17 protein-coding genes are annotated in these 17449 nt (G+C 65.4%); 10 read left to right on the plus strand and 7 right to left on the minus strand.

What is annotated here, in order from left to right:
* Position 1 precedes the first annotated feature (1 nt).
* Positions 2-721, minus strand: coding sequence for a hypothetical protein (locus AC1RTQ_RS17420; RefSeq protein ID WP_492877565.1), 720 nt, complete (start codon positions 719-721; stop codon positions 2-4).
* Positions 718-1767 (minus strand): zinc-dependent alcohol dehydrogenase, encoded by a 1050-nt coding sequence (locus AC1RTQ_RS17425; protein ID WP_492877566.1) that lies wholly within the window; start codon positions 1765-1767, stop codon positions 718-720. The genes AC1RTQ_RS17420 and AC1RTQ_RS17425 overlap by 4 nt, the downstream gene beginning before the upstream one ends.
* Before the next feature lie 131 nt (positions 1768-1898).
* On the opposite strand from AC1RTQ_RS17425, the gene AC1RTQ_RS17430 reads away from it, so the two are divergent.
* Genes AC1RTQ_RS17430 through cobA form a run of 3 tightly spaced genes read left to right on the plus strand, consistent with a single transcriptional unit; the run spans position 1899 to position 4728 of the window.
* On the plus strand, positions 1899-2846 hold the full coding sequence (locus tag AC1RTQ_RS17430) for a LysR substrate-binding domain-containing protein (RefSeq protein WP_492877568.1): 948 nt from the start codon (positions 1899-1901) through the stop codon (positions 2844-2846).
* A gap of 58 nt (positions 2847-2904) precedes the next feature.
* Positions 2905-3918: a DNA-binding protein YbiB gene (gene ybiB, locus AC1RTQ_RS17435; protein ID WP_492877570.1), complete on the plus strand. Its 1014-nt coding sequence runs from the start codon at positions 2905-2907 to the stop codon at positions 3916-3918.
* 9 nt (positions 3919-3927) lie between these two features.
* Positions 3928-4728, plus strand: coding sequence for a uroporphyrinogen-III C-methyltransferase (gene cobA, locus AC1RTQ_RS17440; RefSeq protein ID WP_304351279.1), 801 nt, complete (start codon positions 3928-3930; stop codon positions 4726-4728).
* Positions 4729-4763: 35 nt separating this feature from the next.
* Here the strand turns inward: cobA and AC1RTQ_RS17445 are convergent, their stop codons facing one another.
* Positions 4764-5243 carry an acyl-CoA thioesterase gene (locus AC1RTQ_RS17445; RefSeq protein WP_302089719.1) on the minus strand — a complete coding sequence of 160 codons (480 nt, stop codon included), beginning with the start codon at positions 5241-5243 and terminating at the stop codon, positions 4764-4766.
* Between the two features lie 193 nt (positions 5244-5436).
* On the opposite strand from AC1RTQ_RS17445, the gene AC1RTQ_RS17450 reads away from it, so the two are divergent.
* Positions 5437-6711 (plus strand): BaiN/RdsA family NAD(P)/FAD-dependent oxidoreductase, encoded by a 1275-nt coding sequence (locus AC1RTQ_RS17450; RefSeq protein WP_492877573.1) that lies wholly within the window; start codon positions 5437-5439, stop codon positions 6709-6711.
* 88 nt (positions 6712-6799) lie between these two features.
* On the opposite strand, the gene AC1RTQ_RS17455 is transcribed toward AC1RTQ_RS17450, so the two are convergent.
* The gene (locus tag AC1RTQ_RS17455) at positions 6800-7849 is read right to left on the minus strand and encodes a BMP family protein (protein ID WP_492877575.1); all 1050 of its coding nucleotides are present in this window, start codon (positions 7847-7849) and stop codon (positions 6800-6802) included.
* A gap of 518 nt (positions 7850-8367) precedes the next feature.
* Between AC1RTQ_RS17455 and rpsU the strand changes: the two genes are divergently transcribed.
* A complete protein-coding gene (gene rpsU / locus AC1RTQ_RS17460; RefSeq protein ID WP_003052999.1) occupies positions 8368-8580 on the plus strand; it encodes a 30S ribosomal protein S21 in 213 nt (70 codons plus the stop codon).
* A 182-nt stretch (positions 8581-8762) separates the two neighbouring features.
* Positions 8763-9209: a GatB/YqeY domain-containing protein gene (locus AC1RTQ_RS17465; RefSeq protein WP_302089715.1), complete on the plus strand. Its 447-nt coding sequence runs from the start codon at positions 8763-8765 to the stop codon at positions 9207-9209.
* Positions 9210-9316: 107 nt separating this feature from the next.
* Here the strand turns inward: AC1RTQ_RS17465 and AC1RTQ_RS17470 are convergent, their stop codons facing one another.
* Entirely contained in the window at positions 9317-10252 is a 936-nt protein-coding gene (locus tag AC1RTQ_RS17470) for a LysR substrate-binding domain-containing protein (protein WP_409815813.1), read from the minus strand.
* 128 nt (positions 10253-10380) lie between these two features.
* On the opposite strand from AC1RTQ_RS17470, the gene AC1RTQ_RS17475 reads away from it, so the two are divergent.
* A complete protein-coding gene (locus tag AC1RTQ_RS17475; protein WP_492877579.1) occupies positions 10381-11469 on the plus strand; it encodes a tartrate dehydrogenase in 1089 nt (362 codons plus the stop codon).
* A 122-nt stretch (positions 11470-11591) separates the two neighbouring features.
* Here AC1RTQ_RS17475 and AC1RTQ_RS17480 read toward each other — a convergent pair whose 3' ends face one another.
* A complete protein-coding gene (locus tag AC1RTQ_RS17480; protein ID WP_492877581.1) occupies positions 11592-12053 on the minus strand; it encodes a DUF1801 domain-containing protein in 462 nt (153 codons plus the stop codon).
* Between the two features lie 174 nt (positions 12054-12227).
* On the minus strand, positions 12228-13163 hold the full coding sequence (locus tag AC1RTQ_RS17485) for a LysR substrate-binding domain-containing protein (protein ID WP_302089712.1): 936 nt from the start codon (positions 13161-13163) through the stop codon (positions 12228-12230).
* 111 nt (positions 13164-13274) lie between these two features.
* On the opposite strand from AC1RTQ_RS17485, the gene AC1RTQ_RS17490 reads away from it, so the two are divergent.
* The 3 genes from AC1RTQ_RS17490 (at position 13275) to AC1RTQ_RS17500 (ending at position 17400) form a co-directional block, all read left to right on the plus strand.
* Positions 13275-14258, plus strand: a complete 984-nt coding sequence (locus tag AC1RTQ_RS17490) for a Bug family tripartite tricarboxylate transporter substrate binding protein (RefSeq protein ID WP_492877583.1) — start codon at positions 13275-13277, stop codon at positions 14256-14258.
* A 68-nt stretch (positions 14259-14326) separates the two neighbouring features.
* Positions 14327-15856 carry a UxaA family hydrolase gene (locus tag AC1RTQ_RS17495; RefSeq protein WP_492877585.1) on the plus strand — a complete coding sequence of 510 codons (1530 nt, stop codon included), beginning with the start codon at positions 14327-14329 and terminating at the stop codon, positions 15854-15856.
* A gap of 62 nt (positions 15857-15918) precedes the next feature.
* Complete coding sequence (locus AC1RTQ_RS17500; protein ID WP_492877587.1) at positions 15919-17400, plus strand: NAD-dependent succinate-semialdehyde dehydrogenase; 1482 nt, start codon at positions 15919-15921, stop codon at positions 17398-17400.
* Positions 17401-17449: the final 49 nt, after the last annotated feature.

Genomic DNA, 17449 nt, shown 5'->3' on the forward strand with positions numbered 1-17449 from the left:
ATCAACAATCGGCGTATCCAGCCATCAGTTCCATCATCGGTGGCAGGCGTCCGCTGGCGGGCAGGGCCAGCTGCGAACGGCACACCCGGGTTTGCAGGCCAAAAGCCTGCTGTGCAGGCGTTTCGAGGTGATGCGCCTGCATTCGGTCGGCCCACCATTGGGTGCCTTGGGTGCATGCCGGCCCATCCAAATGCTCGGCCAGCATGACCACCGTGACTTCCCCCTGGGCCTGCTCGGCAATGCGCTCCCCGCCAACGGGGTAGTGCAAGGAACGCTCCACCGGCACCACGCCCGCCATGACCCGCAGCAGACGCCCTTGCAGCACCGCCTGCTCCGCCCAGCGGGCTGCCTGCGCGGCCCAGGCCTGCACATCGGTGGTGACGGCCTTGAGCGTCGTCAGCGCCACACCGCTGGATGCTCCAGCCTGGACCTGCAATATGCAGGGCCTGCGCATGAAGGCACTCAGGCGCGGCCTCATGCGTGCCGACCAGGGCGTGGGATTGGCGATCACATCCGCATACTCGGCCGAGTCCAGGGCCGCCAGAGACTCCAGACCGTAGAGCGTGAAATACCCGGAAGCGCCGACATAGCGATGGCCGTAGACAAAGCCCGGCAAACCCACGCGCTCGGGAACATGCTCGAGGGCATGCCAAGCCTCGTATTCTGCGCGAGCCTCGGGCCGGTCGATGTCGTTCCACAAGGCCAGAAAGGCGGTGCTCATGATGTCCGGCCCGCCCCGGGCTGAATCAGCACCTTGCTCGCCAGCCGCGCCCGCGCCAGCTCAAACCCCTGCCCGGCCTGCGCAAGCGGCACGCGATGGGTGATCATGAGGCGCAGCTGATCCTGATGGGTTTGCATGAATGCAACGACCTCCAGCCAGCAGCGCTCCGGCGTGCGATAGGAGCCGCGCAGCTGCTGATGACGTCGCACCAGGGCCGTCAGATCCAGCGGCACGGGCGCGGAATGAATGCCGGCAATCACCAGCACGCCGTGGGTCTTGAGCGCACGCAGGGCCGGCGCCAGCACGGCCGCCGCCCCGGTGGCTTCGATCACTACGTCAAAGTGAGCTTCTTGCGTATACACGGCAAGGGCTTCGTCAATGTCCAGCCCCTCGAAGTCCAGCAAATCGTCGAACCCCATGGAGCGCAGGACCTCCAGCCGCGCGGCGTCGCCATGGCCGGCAACCACCACCTGGGCCGCCCCTGCGGCACGCGCAAACAGCGCAATTCCCTGGCCGATATTGCCGGGCCCCAGGATCAGCACGCGATCGCCGGGCTGGACATTGCCCGTGCGCACGGCCTCGAAGCTCACCGACAGCGGCTCGGCCAATGCAGCAACCTCGGGGTCCACGCCCTGCGGAATCGCCACGCAATTGCGCAGGGGCACGGCCACATACTCGGCAAAGCCGCCATGGCGCATGACACCGATGCCGCGACGGGTGGTGCAGGCATCGAAGTCGCCGGCACTGCAGCTGGGGCATCTGCCGCAGGTGACCGAAGGCCGCACGGCCACCAACTGGCCCAGGGGCAGATGCTCGGCCCCCTCGCCTCTGGCCACGACCACGCCGCTGAACTCGTGGCCCACGGTCACCGGCAGCGCGGCCTGCAAAAAGTGATAGCTCGCCGTCCAGGCATCAATATGCAGATCCGTGCCACAGACACCTGTGGAATGAACCCGCAGCAGCACCTCACCTGCGGCAGGCGACGGCATGTCGACCTCGTTGAGCTTCAGTCCCTTGGCGGACTCGGTTTTTTGCAAGGCTTGCATGAGACAGGCAATGCATGCGTGGACATGCATCTCAGAACGAACAGGATCGGCAGTGTTGCCGCCCTTCATTCATATGTCCAACACTGATTTAATATAAAAATCATACTTTTGAAATATGGATTGATTCAGGCATGGAACTGAGACATCTGCGCTACTTCGTGGCGGTTGCCGAGCAGGGCAACGTCAGCAGGGCCGCTCGCAAGCTATTCATCGCCCAGCCGCCGCTGTCGCAGCAGCTCAAGCAACTCGAGGACGAGGTCGGCACGCAGCTCTTCACCCGCCTGCCACGCGGGATGCAGCTCACTGCTGCGGGCGAGTCGCTGCTGGAAGATGCGCGCGTCATATTGGCGCGTGCCGAGCAAGCCCCCTTGCGCGCGCGCGAACGAGAGCGCAGCAGCCAGACCGTGCTGCGCCTGGGGCTGGTGCCCTCGGCCATGCAGTCCCTGCTGCCCGGCTTGCTGCAGGCGGTGGCACAGGCCGGCTGTGAGGTGCAGATCGAAGCCCGCGAAATGATTTCCTCCCAGCAGCAGCGGGCCTTGCGCCAGGGCGAGCTGGAGCTCGGCTTTGCCCGCCCCGGGCACAGGGAGGCCGACGAGCTTGAGCTGGCCAGCATTGACGACCCCTATTGCCTGGCGGTTCCGGCCTCCCACCCTCTGGCCGGAGGCAGCGCAACGCTGGATCTTCAAGCCGCCGTGCATCAGCCCTTTGTGGGCTTCACCCGCTATCAGGACACCGACTACTTCGACCGCACGGTCGCGCTGTGCGCCGAGGCCGGCTTCACTCCGCTGATACGCCACGAAGCCGGTCAGTTGGTGAATGTGCTGGCGCTCGTGGCCTGCGGTCTGGGCGTGGCCATCGTGCCGGCGTCTTTCGCGATGTTCCACCGCGAGCAGATCGTGTTCCGACCGCTTCGCGCTTCGCGCCAGGTCAGCCGGCTCGCCGTCCTGGCGTCTGCCCAAGCGCTCAAGAGCAACCCCATGCTGGACCTTGTCGCCCAGCTCGCGCAATCCCAGCTGCAGGCCCTGGCTGCACAGCTGGCGCAACGGGGAGCGACGGCTTCTCGACCACGGCCGGTTTGATTTATATAACCAAATCGTCTGACAACTCATGGTTTTTATAGCGACAATTGCGTTAATCATGAGCATCAGCCACTACATCAAGGAAATCGGTCGCGGCACCAAGGGCGCGCGTTCTCTTTCGCGGGCTCAGGCCTGCGATCTGATGGGGCAGGTGCTGGACGGCAAGGTCAGCGATCTGGAGCTGGGCGGCTTTTGCATCGCCATGCGCTTCAAGGGCGAAAGCGCCGAAGAGCTGGCAGGTTTTCTCGACGCCACCCAGCAGCGCCTGCCCGTGTGGCCGCAGGCCCATAAGGCCCGGCCCGTGGTCATCATCCCCAGCTACAACGGCTCGCGCAAGCTGGCCAACCTCACGCCGCTGCTGGCAGGTCTGCTGGCACAGCAAGGCCTGCCCGTGCTGGTGCACGGCAGCCATACCGAGGACAAGCGCCTGGGCACGGCCGAGGTGTGGCAGCAACTGGGCTGGACGGCCATCGAACGCCCCGTCGCCCTGGCGCCTGGCGACAAGGTCTGGATGCAGACCCGTCACCTGCTGGCACCGCTGGATCGGCTGCTGCAGATTCGCCGCCAGATGGGCCTGCGCAACCCCGCGCACAGCATCGTCAAACTGCTGGACCCTATCCACGGCAGCAGCACCGCGCAATCCGGGCTGGTGCTGGCCAGCTATACCCACCCGGCCTATGCCCAGCCCATGCTCCAGACGCTGGCCATGCGCGCGAGCAGTGCGCTGCTGGTGCGCGGCACGGAAGGCGAGGCCGTGGCCGCCCCCCACCGCGAACCCGTGAGCACGGGAGTGATTGCCGGAGAAATCTGCTTTGAGCGCTCTTCCCTGCACAGCAGCCAGCTTGCCTCGGGCACTGAGAGCAGCGCCCCGCAGCAAGATCTGAATGCCGAGCAGACAGCCCGGCTGACGCTGGACATATTGAGCGGCCGGCTTGCTGTGCCGGCCCCCATTGCGCAGCAGCTGGAACAGATACAAGCCCTGCACCAGGCCATGCAGGCCACAGATGCCGCCGCCAGCCGCGCCGCACTGCAAGCCTATAACCGCAGCCCCGACTGCCGCAGCCCCGACTGAGACCCCACAATGACTGCCATCTCTCACAACCCCAATCACCGCGGCTCATGCACCCTGGTGGGCGCCGGCCCTGGCGACCCCGAGCTGCTGACCATCAAGGCCGCCAAGGCCATTGCCTCGGCCAGCGTGTTGTTTGTCGACGATCTGGTCAGCGATGGCGTGATGGGCCATGCCTCGCCCAGCGCCCGCGTGGTCTATGTGGGCAAGCGCGGCGGCTGCAAGAGCACCCCCCAGGCCTTTATCGAAAAGCTCATGATTGCCGCCGTGCAGGACGGCGAACGCGTGGTGCGCCTCAAGGGCGGAGACCCCTTCATCTTTGGCCGTGGCGGCGAAGAGGTCGAACATCTGCGTGAGGCCGGCATCGAGGTGGATGTCATCAACGGCATCACCTCCGGTCTCGCGGGCCTGACCAGCCTGGGCGCCCCGCTGACCCACCGCGACCGCGCGCATGGCGTGCTTTTCATGACCGGCCATGCCAAGCCCGGCGACAGCGGCCCCGACTGGCGCCAGATCGCCGCCACGGCCCATGCGGCCAAGCTGACGCTGGTGATCTATATGGGAGTGAGCAGCGTCGAGCGCATCAGCGACGAGCTGCTCAGCAGCCTGCCCGGCAGCACGCCCGTGGCCGTGATCCAGCATGCCAGCCTGCCGCAGCAGCGCCATGCGCTGACTTTCCTGAAGGATTTGCCGCAGAGCATTGCCGATCATCAGCTGGGCAGCCCCAGCATCATCATCGTCGGCGATGTGGTCCAGGGCATTGCCGCCTGGCAGAGCCAGCCCCAAGCCTTGCCGCAATCAGCAGTGGCCTGAGCGAGGCCGCGCCCACACAGAAGCGGCGACGCGACTCAGGGAGTACGAGTCTCGGCAAAGCGCTCGGCCAGCTCCTTGCGCAGTTCCTTGCGGATGATGGCAGCGCCCCAGCGGCGCTTTTCCTCGTCGGTTTCGAGCTGCAGCGGGGGCACGGGGGCAGGCTTTTTGTCATCGTCCACGGCCACCATGGTGAAGAAGCAGCTGTTCACGTGGCGCACCACCTGGCTGCGAATCTCCTCGGCAATCACCTTGATGCCGATTTCCATGGAAGACTTGCCGGTGTGGTTCACGCTGGCCAGAAAAGTCACCAGCTCGCCCACATGAATGGGCTGCAGAAACATCACCTGATCCACGCTCAGCGTCACGACATAGCGGCCCGCATAGCGGCTGGCGCAGGCATAGGCGACCTGATCCAGCAATTTCAAGATGGCGCCCCCGTGCACATTGCCGGAGAAGTTGGCCATGTCAGGCGACATGAGCACGGTCATGCTCAGCTGGTGGGATGGTGTAGTCATGGGGCGCGATTCTAGAAGTGATCCATGGCACATGCAGACGCTTGACGCATATCCCAACAGGACAACGGGCTGACGGCTGCACAGGCATCACGATCCACGCATTTCGGGACTTTGTCAGCCCTTCAAGCCCCGGTGACCGGCCATCTGGGACAATGACCGGCTTTGTTGTTCGTGCTTCAGCGCCCTGCCCGCCGTGTCCTCCACCCCACAGGTCCCCTTCCAGATTTTTGACGCCATCATCATCGGCGCCGGTGCCGCCGGCCTGTTCTGCGCGGCCCAGGCCGGCCAGCAGGGCCTGAGAGTGCTGCTGATCGATCATGCGCCCAAGGTGGCCGAGAAGATCCGCATCTCGGGCGGCGGGCGCTGCAACTTCACCAACCGCGATCTGGACGTGCGTGCGCCGCACAAGCATTTTGTGGGGCAGAACCCTCAGTTCTGCCGCTCGGCCCTCTCGCGCTTCACGCCTGCCGACTTCATCACGCTGATGGACAGGCATGGCATTGCCCACCATGAAAAGCACAAGGGCCAGTTGTTTGCCGACCATTCGGCCGAGGACATCATCGCCATGCTGCTGGCCGAGTGCGCGGCAGGCGGCGTGCAGCGCTGGCAGCCTTGCCAGGTCAAGAAAGTCGTGTTTTCGCAGTCAAGCCAAGACACAGAAAGCGATTGCAGCTATCAGATTGAAACCGATCGCGGCATGGTGCAGGCCGCCAATCTGGTCATTGCCACCGGCGGTCTGAGCATTCCCAAGATAGGCGCCACCGACTTCGGCTACCGGCTGGCCCAGCAGTTCGATCTGCCGCTGATCGAGCGCACGCCCGGCCTGGTGCCCATGACCTTCGACGGCGAAGGCTGGCAGCCCTACGCAGGCCTGGCCGGTCTGGCCCTGCCCGTGGAAATCAGCACCGGCAGCAAAAAGGAGCGCATGAGCTTTCACGAGGATTTGCTGTTCACCCATCGCGGCCTCTCGGGTCCTGCGGTGCTGCAGATCTCCAGCTACTGGAAGCCCGGCACCCCGCTGCAGATCAATCTGCTGCCTGGCGTGGATCTGGCCGAGGTGCTGGCCCAGGCCAAGCTCCACTCGCGCAAGCTGGTGACCAACGAGCTGGCCGCCCACCTGCCCGCACGCCTGGCCGATGCCTGGGTCGGCCGCATGCCCGAGCTGCAGCGCCCCATCAACGAGGCCAGCGACAAGGCCCTGGCCAGACTGGCCGAACAGCTGTCGCGCTGGGAGATCACGCCCACGGGCACTGAAGGCTATAAAAAAGCCGAGGTCACGCTCGGCGGCGTGGACACCAAGGTGCTGTCCCAGCAAACCATGGAGTGCAAGAGCCGCCCGGGCCTGTACTTTATCGGCGAGGTGGTGGACATCACCGGCTGGCTGGGGGGCTACAACTTCCAGTGGGCCTGGGCCAGTGCCGCCGCCTGCGCCCAGGCCATGGCGGAAAAACAGTCAGTCCAGGCTTGAGCGACAGGAGCCGAAGCGGCAGCCCCCATGAAAAAAGGATGGGTGAACCATCCTTTTGGGCTGTCTGCGCCTGCGGCGCACCATCCGATCAGGCAGAAAACTCCTTGCCTTCATAGTGCTCGGGCACCTTGAGCTGCCCCGAGGCGATGGCAGCCGACGCCCTGGCCACGCGCTCGCGCACAGCGGCTGCCACGCCCTGGCCCATGGTCAGGCGTACGGCCGCCGGGTCGCTCAGGCCAATCTTGCGAATACCCGGGCCGGGCGCACCGCGCTGCTGCATGTCCTTGACGGCCAAAAACGCGCCAATGCCCACATCGGCCCAGGCGGAAGCGACAAACACCTGCGGCTCCACCGTGGTCCAGTCGATCACATTGCCGATCTGACGCGTGCCCGCCTCGCGGCAGGCCTGGGTCACGCCATCGCGGCCGGAGTTGAGCATGGTGAAGATCACATCGGCACCGGCAGCCATCTGGGCCTTGGCGATGCGGTGCGACAAGGCGTTATCGTCCTGATCGCCCGAAAAGTTCGTCAGCAATTGGACCCTGGGATCGGTATCGCGCACACCGGCCGCATAGGCGGCACGGCCCTTGAGCCCCGGTGGCACGCGAATGCCCGACATATGGCCGACCACCCCGGTTTTGGTGGTCAGGGCCGCCAGCACGCCGGCCAGATAGGCCGACTCCTCCTGCAGCACGTCATAGCTGCAGAGATTGCTCCCCTGCACCGCGCCCTGGGTCACGACGAACTGGGTCCTGGGAAAGCGCGCCGCGACTTCGGCTGCGGCCTGATTGTTCTGCCCGCCATGGGCAATCACCAGCTGCGCCCCCTGCTCCGCGAGCTGCGCGAGAGCCGGCACCAGCAACTCCTTCCTGGGTGCCATGCCGTCCAGAAAACGGATCTGCACGCCCAGCTCCTGACGCGCCTTCTCCAGACCGCGCCAGCCAGCCTCCATAAAACCCTTGTCGCTGCGCGAGCCCGCAAACAGACCGCCCACCACCAGGGAACTGCCGGACGCAGCAGGCCCGGAAACTCCGGCCCTGCCGGCACAGGCCGTCAATGCCAGCAAGCCCGGCACGGCGATGGCCGAAGCCATCCATTGACGACGCGAAATGAATGAGCAATGAGAAGCGCTGGACAAGATGGAAGCTCCTTGGACACGGAAAAAACAGCGACGCGTACTGGCACCAAGCCACTTGCCTTCTGACTTGAGTCAAGCAACTGAGTCTTCAAACTGTATGCAATTTCCGTGCACAAGATGCTCCACACAAACCCCAGCGCCCAGTTGCACTGGCACAGGCTTGAGGCCCGCCTGCCGAAGGCCTATGTATTGCACGCGTCAGAGGCATCAAGACAGGCATGAAGACGGGCACAAAGGCAGGCGGCATAAAGGCAGGCATAACGGCACAGCAGCGGTGCCTGAACCAGGCCTCAGACTGCGCAGCCGGTAGCAGCAAAGCCCTGCCATTCTGACGAGCGCAGACTTGCTTGGCCGTGCAATGCAGACGCAGCCCAAGTCTTGGTCTATAATGCTCGACTTTGCTGGCATTACCCCGTCGGCCATACTAGTTAAAAAGTGGCGGGGAAACCGCTGTTCACGGCTCTCAGGCCCGATCTTCCCGAGAACCCTCTGTCAGCACAGATATATCTGGAAATTAAATGACTACCATCCGCGTCAAAGAAAACGAGCCCTATGAAGTTGCCCTGCGCCGCTTCAAGCGCACCATCGAAAAGCTGGGTCTGCTGACCGATCTGCGTGCTCGCGAGTTCTACGAAAAGCCCACAGCCGAGCGCAAGCGCAAGAAGGCTGCTGCCGTGAAGCGTCACTACAAGCGCGTTCGCAGCATGCAACTGCCTAAGAAGCTGTACTAATCGTTGATTAGGACCAGTCGGCCTTAAAACAGCCGCAAACCCGCGCTCGGGACGCCAGGCGCGGGTTTTTTGTTTTCTGGCCACTGCCAAGCCTGCCCGGCCGCGCAGTGACCTCCCAGCGCATGGATAGTCAACGCCGTTCACACGGCGCACCACCATTCGCCCACCCCAAGGAGAAAGCCATGAGCCTGAAAGCCCAGATTACCGAAGACATGAAGACCGCCATGCGTGCCAAGGACAGCACACGCCTGGGCACCATCCGCCTGCTGCAGGCCGCGATGAAGCAAAAGGAAGTGGACGAGCGCATCGAGCTCGATGACGCAGCCGTCATCGCCATCGTGGACAAGCTGATCAAGCAGCGCAAGGACTCCATCGCCGCCTTCGAAGCCGCCAACCGCACCGATCTGGCCGATGTGGAAAAGGCCGAAATGGAAGTGCTCAAGGTCTACCTGCCCGAGCGCATGGGCGAAGCCGAGATTACCGCAGCCGTGCAGGCCATCGTGGCCGAGCTGGGCGCCTCCGGCCCCGGCGACATGGGCAAGGTGATGGGCGCCGTCAAGGCCCAGCTGGCCGGCAAGGCCGATATGGGCCTGGTGTCCGCCGCCGTCAAGGCCGCGCTGACAAAGTAATTGGCAACCGGCCTGAGCCGTCACGCGGCATCAGGCTCAAAAAGAGAAGCTGCTTGCGCTTGCTGTACATACATTTCAGATAATAAACACTCTGAAATTCATGTATATCAATCGATAGCAGCTTCTTTTTTCATAGCAATCCTGAATCCTTCTGGAGCTTGCCTGCCGAAGAACTCCTGCAGGAACTCGACGCAGACCCGCACCTTGGCCGAGCGCTCCAGCCGCGTCGGATAGACAGCCCAGATATTCGCCTGCTGCTGCCACTCAGGCAGCAGCTGCACCAGGCTGCCGGCCTGCAGATCGGCCGCCACATCCCAGAGCGAGCGCAGCACGATGCCATGGCCGTCGCGCGCCCATTGCACAGCCATCTCGCCATGATTGGTGGACAGCGGCCCGGTCACTTTGACGCTGCGCTCCTGACTGCCCGAGCGCAGCTTCCAGACACCAAAGGGGTGATCGCGCTCCTTGATGACCAGGCAGTCATGCGCGGCCAGCTCGTCCAGCGTGCGCGGGCTGCCGCGCCGCTGCACATAGGCCGGGGCCGCGCACAGCACGCGATGGTTGTCGGCCAGATGCCGGGCAATCAGATGCGGGGCGATCTCGTCGCCCACGCGCACATCGAGATCGAAGCCCTCGGCCGCGACATCGACGATGCGGTCAAACACTTCCAGGCGCAGCTGCAGCGCCGGATATTGCGCAATCAGCTGCGACAGCGCGGGCGCCACCACATTGCGGCCAAAGCCGAAGCTGGTGGACACCCGCAGCAGCCCGCGCGGCTGGCGGCGCGTCACATCCACCTCCTGCAGCAAATGCTCGACCTCGTCCAGAATGCGCTGCGCCCAGTGGTAGACGCGCTCGCCCTGCTCCGTGACAGCGACCCGCCGTGTGGTGCGATGCAGCAGCTTCACACCCAACTCCTGCTCCAGCAGACGGATGCGCTTGCTGACAAAGGCCGGCGACGCATTGTGCGCGGCCGCAGCCTCGGCAAAGCTGGCTTTGCGCACCACGGTGGTGAAGACACGCAGGTCTTCGGGAGAGGGCATTTTCTGCACAATCTGTAAACAATCAGGCCACGATCGGTCAATTGTATTCAGTTAAGTACGATGCAGAATACCGTCAGGCACAGGCCGAGCCGCTGCCTCGCCACCCAATACATTCACGAGAAAGCACCATGTCCACTCCCAAAAAGATTGCAGTCATCGCCGGCGACGGCATCGGCAAGGAAGTCATGCCCGAAGGCCTGCGCGCGCTGCAAGCCGCAGCCAGGCGCTTCGAGCTGCCGCTGGAGTTCCACCATTTCGACTGGGCCCACTGCGACTACTACGCCGAACACGGCCAGATGATGCCCGATGACTGGAAGGAGCAGCTTTCGGGCATGGACGCCATCTTCTTCGGCGCCGTGGGCTGGCCTGCCACCGTGCCCGACCATGTCTCTCTGTGGGGCTCGCTGCTCAAGTTCCGCCGCGAGTTCGACCAGTACATCAATCTGCGCCCGGTACGCCTGTTCGAAGGCGTGCCCTGCCCCCTGGCAGGCCGCAAGCCCGGCGACATCGACTACTACGTGGTGCGCGAGAACACCGAGGGCGAGTACACCGCCCTGGGCGGCATCATGTTTGAAGGCACGGACCGCGAGATCTGCATCCAGGAATCGGTCTATAGCAAGCATGGTGCCGACCGCCTGCTAAAGTACGCCTTCGATCTGGCGCAGAGCCGCGCCAAGAAGCACGTAACCCTGGCCACCAAGAGCAACGGCATCGCCATCAGCATGCCCTGGTGGGACAAGCGCGCTGACGATGTGGCCAAGGCCTATCCCGAAGTCACGCTGGACAAGCAGCACATCGACATCCTGACGGCACGCTTCGTGCTGCAGCCCGGCCGCTTCGACGTGGTGGCCGCCACCAATCTGTTTGGCGACATCCTGTCCGACCTGGGCCCCGCCACCACGGGCACCATCGGCCTGGCGCCGTCGGCCAACCTCAACCCCGAGCGCAGCTTCCCTTCGCTGTTCGAGCCCGTGCATGGCTCGGCACCCGACATCTACGGCAAGAACATCGCCAACCCCATCGCCATGGTCTGGTCGGGCGCGCTGATGCTGGACTTCCTGGGCCGCAGCGAAGGTGCCTGGCGCCAGGCCCATGACACCATCGTGGCCGCCATCGAGCACACGATCAAGGCCGGTCCGCTGACGCCCGATCTGGGCGGCAAGGCCGACACCACCGAGGTGGGCGAAGCCATCGCGGCTGCCATCGCCAAGGACTGATGGCTCCAGGCTGGCTGCGGCCGGCCTGATTCAAAATCAGAAGCACCCGTGCAGGCAGCACCTGCACCAGGGTGCTTTTCACGTGTGAACGCCCAAGGCCGACTGCGGCGGGGGCGCGGGCGTCAGAGCGGAGATTTGGCTTTGGCTTGCGAAGCCGGTTTTCTGGCCGACCGTGCCTGGGCATTGCGTTGGGCGGCGGCCCGCACCAGCGCCTGGAACGCTGCGGTGTCGAGCACTTCGCCAACATGCAGGTCTATGGCCCGGCGCGTGGCGCCTTCAAGACTGGCATTGAAAAGGCCGGCCGGATCGGCCAGGGCCGCGCCATGCGCAAAGGTCAGCTTGACCACGGTCTTGTAGGTCTCGCCCGTGCACAGGATGCCGTCCTGCGACCAAACGGGCGTACCGCGCCATTTCAGCTCTTCCACCACGGCGGGCAAAGCCTCGCGGATCAGCGCCCGCACGTGGGCCAGCGTAGCGCCGCGCCAGTCGTCCAGGCCGGCAATCCTGGCATCGATCAGAGCCGAAGCCTCGGGGCCGCTGACAGGCTCGACCGCAGGTGCTGGCATGGATGGCAAGGCAGTCATAGATGGGTCTCCATGGTTGGACCTGGAGCCATGTCCGGCACAGGGCTCAAGGACAGGGGGCCAAGGATTGCACCACAGTAGCACGCCAGCGCAGAGCGCCCCCAGAGGGCCTGCCCGCCCTACACCAGACTCATGCCAGACTCATGCCAGGCTCGTGCCCGGCTCGTGCCAGACTCAGCCCAGCTCCCCCGCGACCTCGCGCAGGCATTGCAGCAGCAAGCCCGTGGTCGGCGTCAGCGGCTGGCCGCGCAAGGTGATCAGCCCCACGGGCGGCAGATCTATGGGCACGACCAGATCCAGTATGGCCAGCGTACCCAGGGCGGCATGACAGCGGGCCACACCGCGCGCCATGAAGGCCACGGCGCCGCGCTGGTGCACAAAGGTCAGTTGCGAGAGAAAGGACGCAGTCTCCACGATGTCGACCGGCGGGTGCAGGCCGTGGGCATAGAACTGCTGCTCCAGCTTCACGCGCAGCGAGGCCCAGGGTGGAGGAAGCACACAAGGTGCTTCTGCCAGGGCCTGCCAGCTGGCCGCACCCGGCGCCAGCAGCGCATGACCGGGCCGCACCACGGCCACCATTGGGTCGTCGTACAGCGCCTCGGTCTCCAGGTCGGGCGCGGCATAGCCGGGCTCCAGCCGTCCCACGAACAGATCCAGCTCGCCCAGGCGCAGCTTGGGCAGCAGGCGCGTCAGATCCCCCTCCTCCACCATCACCGTGGTCTGCTCCGACCGCGCTTTTAACCGCTCCACGGCGCGCGCCAGCAACACGGGCGTGGCCACCACCATGGCACCCACACTGGTGCGCCCGCGGGCACCGCTGGCCTCGGCAGCCATCTCGTCGCGCGTGCGCTCGAAACCAGCCAGCACCGAGCGCGCAAAACGCACCATGCTGACGCCGGCTGCCGTGGGCTCGGTGCCGCGCGTGGAGCGCTCGAACAGTGCCATGCCCAGCATGCGCTCGATCTCGGCCAGGGTCTTGGAGACGGCGGGCTGGGTCACTGCCAGAAACTCGGCCGCACGGCCCAGGTGACGGAACTGGTCCAGCGCCACCAGCAGCTGCAGATGGCGCAGCTTGAGGTTGGAGCGCAGCACACGATCGATCTTGCTCATGGGGCTTCATTACCTTTTGGTTATGAAGAGAGTCTATCTTTTCATTGGATTGTCATGGAGCAGTTTTGAACAATCGGGGCAGGCAGTTCAAATAACGACAGGAGACAAGCGATGACCCCCCCACACAGCAGCCGGCGCAGTTTTGTGCTTGGCGCCCTCGGCGCAGCCACGCTCGGCAGTTCCACCCGCCTGCTGGCCCAGACCTGGCCCGAGCGCCCCATCACCTTCATCTGCCCCTGGCCTGCCGGCGGCACGGCCGACCAGTCCATGCGCGCGCTGTGCACCGTGGCCAGCCGCATCCTGGGCCAGGCGATTGCGGTGGAAAACCGCGCCGGAGCCTCCGGCATGATCGGCTCCAAGGCCCTGGCCTCGGCCAAGCCCGACGGCTACACCATCGGCCAGATCCCGATCTCGGTCACGCGCTTCTCCCAACTGGGCACGCTGCAGGCCGATCCGCGCAAGGACTACACCTATATCGCGCGCACCTCGGGCCAGACCTTCGGTATCGCCGTGCCGGCCAACTCGCGCTTCAAGACCCTGCAGGACCTGGTCGCCGCTGCCAAGGCCAAGCCCGGCAGCATCACCTACGCCCACGCCGGCGTGGGCGGCGCCACGCATGTGGGCATGGAGGAATTTGCGGCCGCAGCGGGCATCCAGCTCAGCCATGTGCCCTACAAGGGCGGCGCCGAGGCGCTGCAGGGCGTGCTGGGCGGCCATGTGGACGCGCTGGCCGACTCCAGCTCCTGGGCCCCGCATGTGGAAGCCGGCAAGCTGCGCCTGCTGGCCACCTGGGGCGAGCAGCGCACGCCGCGCTTCAAGGACGTGCCCACACTCAAGGACCTGGGCTACAACGTGGTCGTCGATGCACCCAACGGCATCGGCGCGCCCAAGGGCCTGCCGCCCGCCGTCGAAGCCAAGCTGCGCGATGCCTTCCGCCAGGCCGTGGCCAGCCCCGAGTTCAAGTCCGTGGCAGACAGGCTGGACGCGCCCTTGCTCTACCTGGACGGCCCCGACTACGCCAGGTATGTGAACACGGTCTACCAGAAGGAAACCGTGCTCATCGACAAACTCAAACTGCGCGACCTGATGCGCTGACGCGCCGCGTCCCCCCGCGCCCCCACTGCGTCCCAACCGCCTCAGGCCCGCCATCCCCGGACTCCAAGATGCTCTCCTCCTCCTCTTCCCTGCTGCACCTGCACCCCAACGACAACGTGCTGGTGGCCAAGACCGCCCTGGCCCTGGGCCAGGACATTCCCGAGCTAGGAGTGCGCACGCGCGCCCAGGTGCCGGCCGGCCACAAGATCGCGGCACGCCGCATCGCCGAGGGCGAGCAGGTCAAGAAGTACGACACGGTGATCGGCGTCGCCACACGCAACCTGGAGCCTGGCGACTATGTGCACAGCCACAACCTCAAGCTGGTGGACTACTACCGCGACCCGTCGTTCGGTGCCGACGTGCGGCCCGTGGATTACGTGCCCGAGGAGCAGCGCGCCACCTTCCAGGGGTTTGTGCGAGCGGGCGGCGGCGTGGGCACGCGCAACTTCATCGGCATCCTGTCCTCGGTCAACTGCTCGGCCACCGTGATCAAGCGCATCGCCGCCCACTTCACGCCCGAGCGGCTGGCCGCCTTTCCCAATGTGGACGGCGTGGCCGCCTTTACCCAGAGCAGCGGCTGCGGCATGTCCTCGCCCAGCGAGCACTTCGATGTGCTGCGCCGCACCCTGGCCGGCTATGCGCGCCACCCCAACCTGGCGGGCGTGCTCATCGTGGGTCTGGGCTGCGAACGCAACCAGGTCGATGCGCTGGTGGATTCGCAGGGCCTCAAGGAAGGCCAGTTGTTGCGCACCCTGGTGATGCAGGAAGTGGGCGGTACACGCGCCACCATCGAGGCCGGCATTGCCGCCATCGAGGACATGCTGCCCATCGCCAACCAGGCGCAGCGCAGCACCGTCAGTGCCGCCCACCTCAAGATCGGCCTGGAATGCGGCGGCTCGGACGGCTTTTCGGGCATCACGGCCAACCCCTGCCTGGGCGCGGCCATGGATATTCTGGTGCGCCATGGCGGCACGGCGATTCTGTCCGAGACGCCCGAGATCCACGGCGTGGAGTTCATGCTCACGCGCCGTGCCATCAGCCCCGAAGTCGGCCAGAAGCTGCTGGACCGCCTGGCCTGGTGGGAGCGCTATGCAGCCGGCCAGAACGCCCAGTTCAACGGCGTGGTCGGTCATGGCAACCAGGCCGGCGGTCTGGCCAACATCTTTGAAAAATCCCTGGGCAGCGCCATGAAGGGCGGCACCACGCCACTGCGCGCCGTCTATGAATACGCCGAGCCCATCACCGAGCACGGCTTTGTCTTCATGGACTCGCCGGGCTACGACCCCGTGGCCTCCACGGGCCAGATCGCCAGCGGCGCCCAGCTGATCTGCTTCACCACGGGTCGCGGCTCCATGTTCGGCAGCAAGCCCGCCCCCACCATCAAGCTGGCCAGCAACACCCCCATGTACCAGCGCCTGCAGGAGGACATGGACATCAATTGCGGCGTGGTCGTCGACGGAGAGCTGACCGTGCCCGAGCTGGGCCAGCAGATCTTCGAGCAGATCCTGCGCCATGCCAGCGGCGAGCAGACCAAGAGCGAAGCCCTGGGACTGGGCGACCATGAATTCGTGCCCTGGCACCTGGGTATCGTGAGCTGAAGAAAGCGCATCTTCCAGAGCTTTGCGCCCTTATCCAACCTTCACTTTCTGCAATTTTCACCATGAACGCCACGCCACTCAGACTGCAACGCACCGAACTGCAGCGCAGCGCCAACTTCATCGCCGGCACCTGGACGCCCGCTGCCAGCGGCGCCAGCTTTGCCGTGACCGATCCGGCCACGGGCTGCACCATTGCCGACGTACCCGATTCAGGTGCGGCCGATGCGCGCGCCGCCGTGGACGCCGCCCAGGCGGCCCTGCCGGCCTGGCGCAAGCTGCCGGCCAAGCAGCGCGCTGCCATCATCAAGCGCTGGAACGATCTGGTGCTGGCCCATCAGGACGATCTGGGCACGCTGATCTCGCTGGAGCAGGGCAAGCCCCTGGCCGAAGGCAAGGGCGAAGTCGCCTATGCCGCCAGCTATATCGAATGGTTCGGCGAGGCTGCCACGCGCATGAATGGCGAAGTCATCCCCGCGCCCGTGCCGGGCCGGCGCATGTTCGCCCTGCGCGAGCCCGTGGGCGTGGTCGCCGCCATCACGCCCTGGAACTTCCCGGCCGCCATGATCGCACGCAAGATCGCGCCCGCCCTGGCTGCGGGCTGCACCGTGGTCTGCAAGCCGGCCGAGGACACGCCGCTGACCTCGCTGGCCCTGGTGCTGCTGGCACATGAAGCCGGCGTGCCGGCCGGCGTGCTCAACATCGTCACGGCCTCGCGCGAGCGCACGCCCGAGGTGGTCGATCAATGGCTGGATGACAGCCGCGTGCGCAAGATCACCTTCACCGGCTCCACGCCCGTGGGCAAGCATCTGGCGCGCCGCAGCGCCGACACGCTCAAAAAGCTCTCGCTGGAGCTGGGCGGCAATGCGCCCTTCATCGTTTTCGAGGATGCCGATGTGGCGGCTGCCGTGGACGGCTTCATGGCCGCCAAGTTCCGCAACGGCGGCCAGACCTGCGTCTGCCCCAATCGCGTCTTTGTGCACCGCTCGGTGTACGAGGCCTTTGCGAGTCAGCTCAGCGCCCGTGTGGCTGCCCTGCACGTGGGCCCGGCCAGCGAAGCGGCCTCGCAGATCGGGCCCATGATCAATGACCGCGCGGTCGAGAAGATCGCCCGCCATGTGGAGGACGCCGTGGCCAAGGGCGCCAGGGTGCTCACGGGCGGCAGGCGCCTGACGGATCTGGGCCCCACCTACTACGCCCCCACCGTGCTCTCGGGCGCCACTGCCTCCATGGCCTGCGCCTGCGAAGAAACCTTCGGCCCCGTGGCGCCGCTGACCATGTTCGATGACGAGGCCGAGGTAATCGCCGCCGCCAACGACACGCCGTTCGGCCTGGCCGCCTATTTCTACAGCCAGGACATACGCCGCATCTGGCGCGTCGCCGATGCGCTGGAGTCGGGCATCGTGGGCATCAACGAAGGCGCGCTGGCCGCCGAGGCCGCCCCCTTTGGCGGCGTCAAGGAGTCGGGCTACGGCCGCGAAGGCTCCACTCACGGGCTCGACGATTACCTGCATATCAAATACGTCTGCCAGGGTGGGTTGGACTGACAGCTCCCCCTGAGCGGCTTTGCCGGGGCGGCCCCGCCGCTTCCCCCGT

It is taken from the genome of Comamonas sp. GW821-FHT11H03 (assembly GCF_058807955.1).

Coding starts and splice junctions, on each gene's coding strand:
- ybiB (WP_492877570.1), top strand. CDS start 2,905: ATGAGCATCAGCCACTACATCAAGGAAATCGGTCGCGGCACCAAGGGC.
- AC1RTQ_RS17465 (WP_302089715.1), top strand. CDS start 8,763: ATGAGCCTGAAAGCCCAGATTACCGAAGACATGAAGACCGCCATGCGT.
- cobA (WP_304351279.1), top strand. CDS start 3,928: ATGACTGCCATCTCTCACAACCCCAATCACCGCGGCTCATGCACCCTG.
- AC1RTQ_RS17490 (WP_492877583.1), top strand. CDS start 13,275: ATGACCCCCCCACACAGCAGCCGGCGCAGTTTTGTGCTTGGCGCCCTC.
- AC1RTQ_RS17420 (WP_492877565.1), bottom strand. CDS start 721: ATGAGCACCGCCTTTCTGGCCTTGTGGAACGACATCGACCGGCCCGAG.
- rpsU (WP_003052999.1), top strand. CDS start 8,368: ATGACTACCATCCGCGTCAAAGAAAACGAGCCCTATGAAGTTGCCCTG.
- AC1RTQ_RS17495 (WP_492877585.1), top strand. CDS start 14,327: ATGCTCTCCTCCTCCTCTTCCCTGCTGCACCTGCACCCCAACGACAAC.
- AC1RTQ_RS17480 (WP_492877581.1), bottom strand. CDS start 12,053: ATGACTGCCTTGCCATCCATGCCAGCACCTGCGGTCGAGCCTGTCAGC.
- AC1RTQ_RS17430 (WP_492877568.1), top strand. CDS start 1,899: ATGGAACTGAGACATCTGCGCTACTTCGTGGCGGTTGCCGAGCAGGGC.
- AC1RTQ_RS17475 (WP_492877579.1), top strand. CDS start 10,381: ATGTCCACTCCCAAAAAGATTGCAGTCATCGCCGGCGACGGCATCGGC.
- AC1RTQ_RS17485 (WP_302089712.1), bottom strand. CDS start 13,163: ATGAGCAAGATCGATCGTGTGCTGCGCTCCAACCTCAAGCTGCGCCAT.
- AC1RTQ_RS17470 (WP_409815813.1), bottom strand. CDS start 10,252: ATGCCCTCTCCCGAAGACCTGCGTGTCTTCACCACCGTGGTGCGCAAA.
- AC1RTQ_RS17445 (WP_302089719.1), bottom strand. CDS start 5,243: ATGACTACACCATCCCACCAGCTGAGCATGACCGTGCTCATGTCGCCT.
- AC1RTQ_RS17500 (WP_492877587.1), top strand. CDS start 15,919: ATGAACGCCACGCCACTCAGACTGCAACGCACCGAACTGCAGCGCAGC.
- AC1RTQ_RS17425 (WP_492877566.1), bottom strand. CDS start 1,767: ATGCAAGCCTTGCAAAAAACCGAGTCCGCCAAGGGACTGAAGCTCAAC.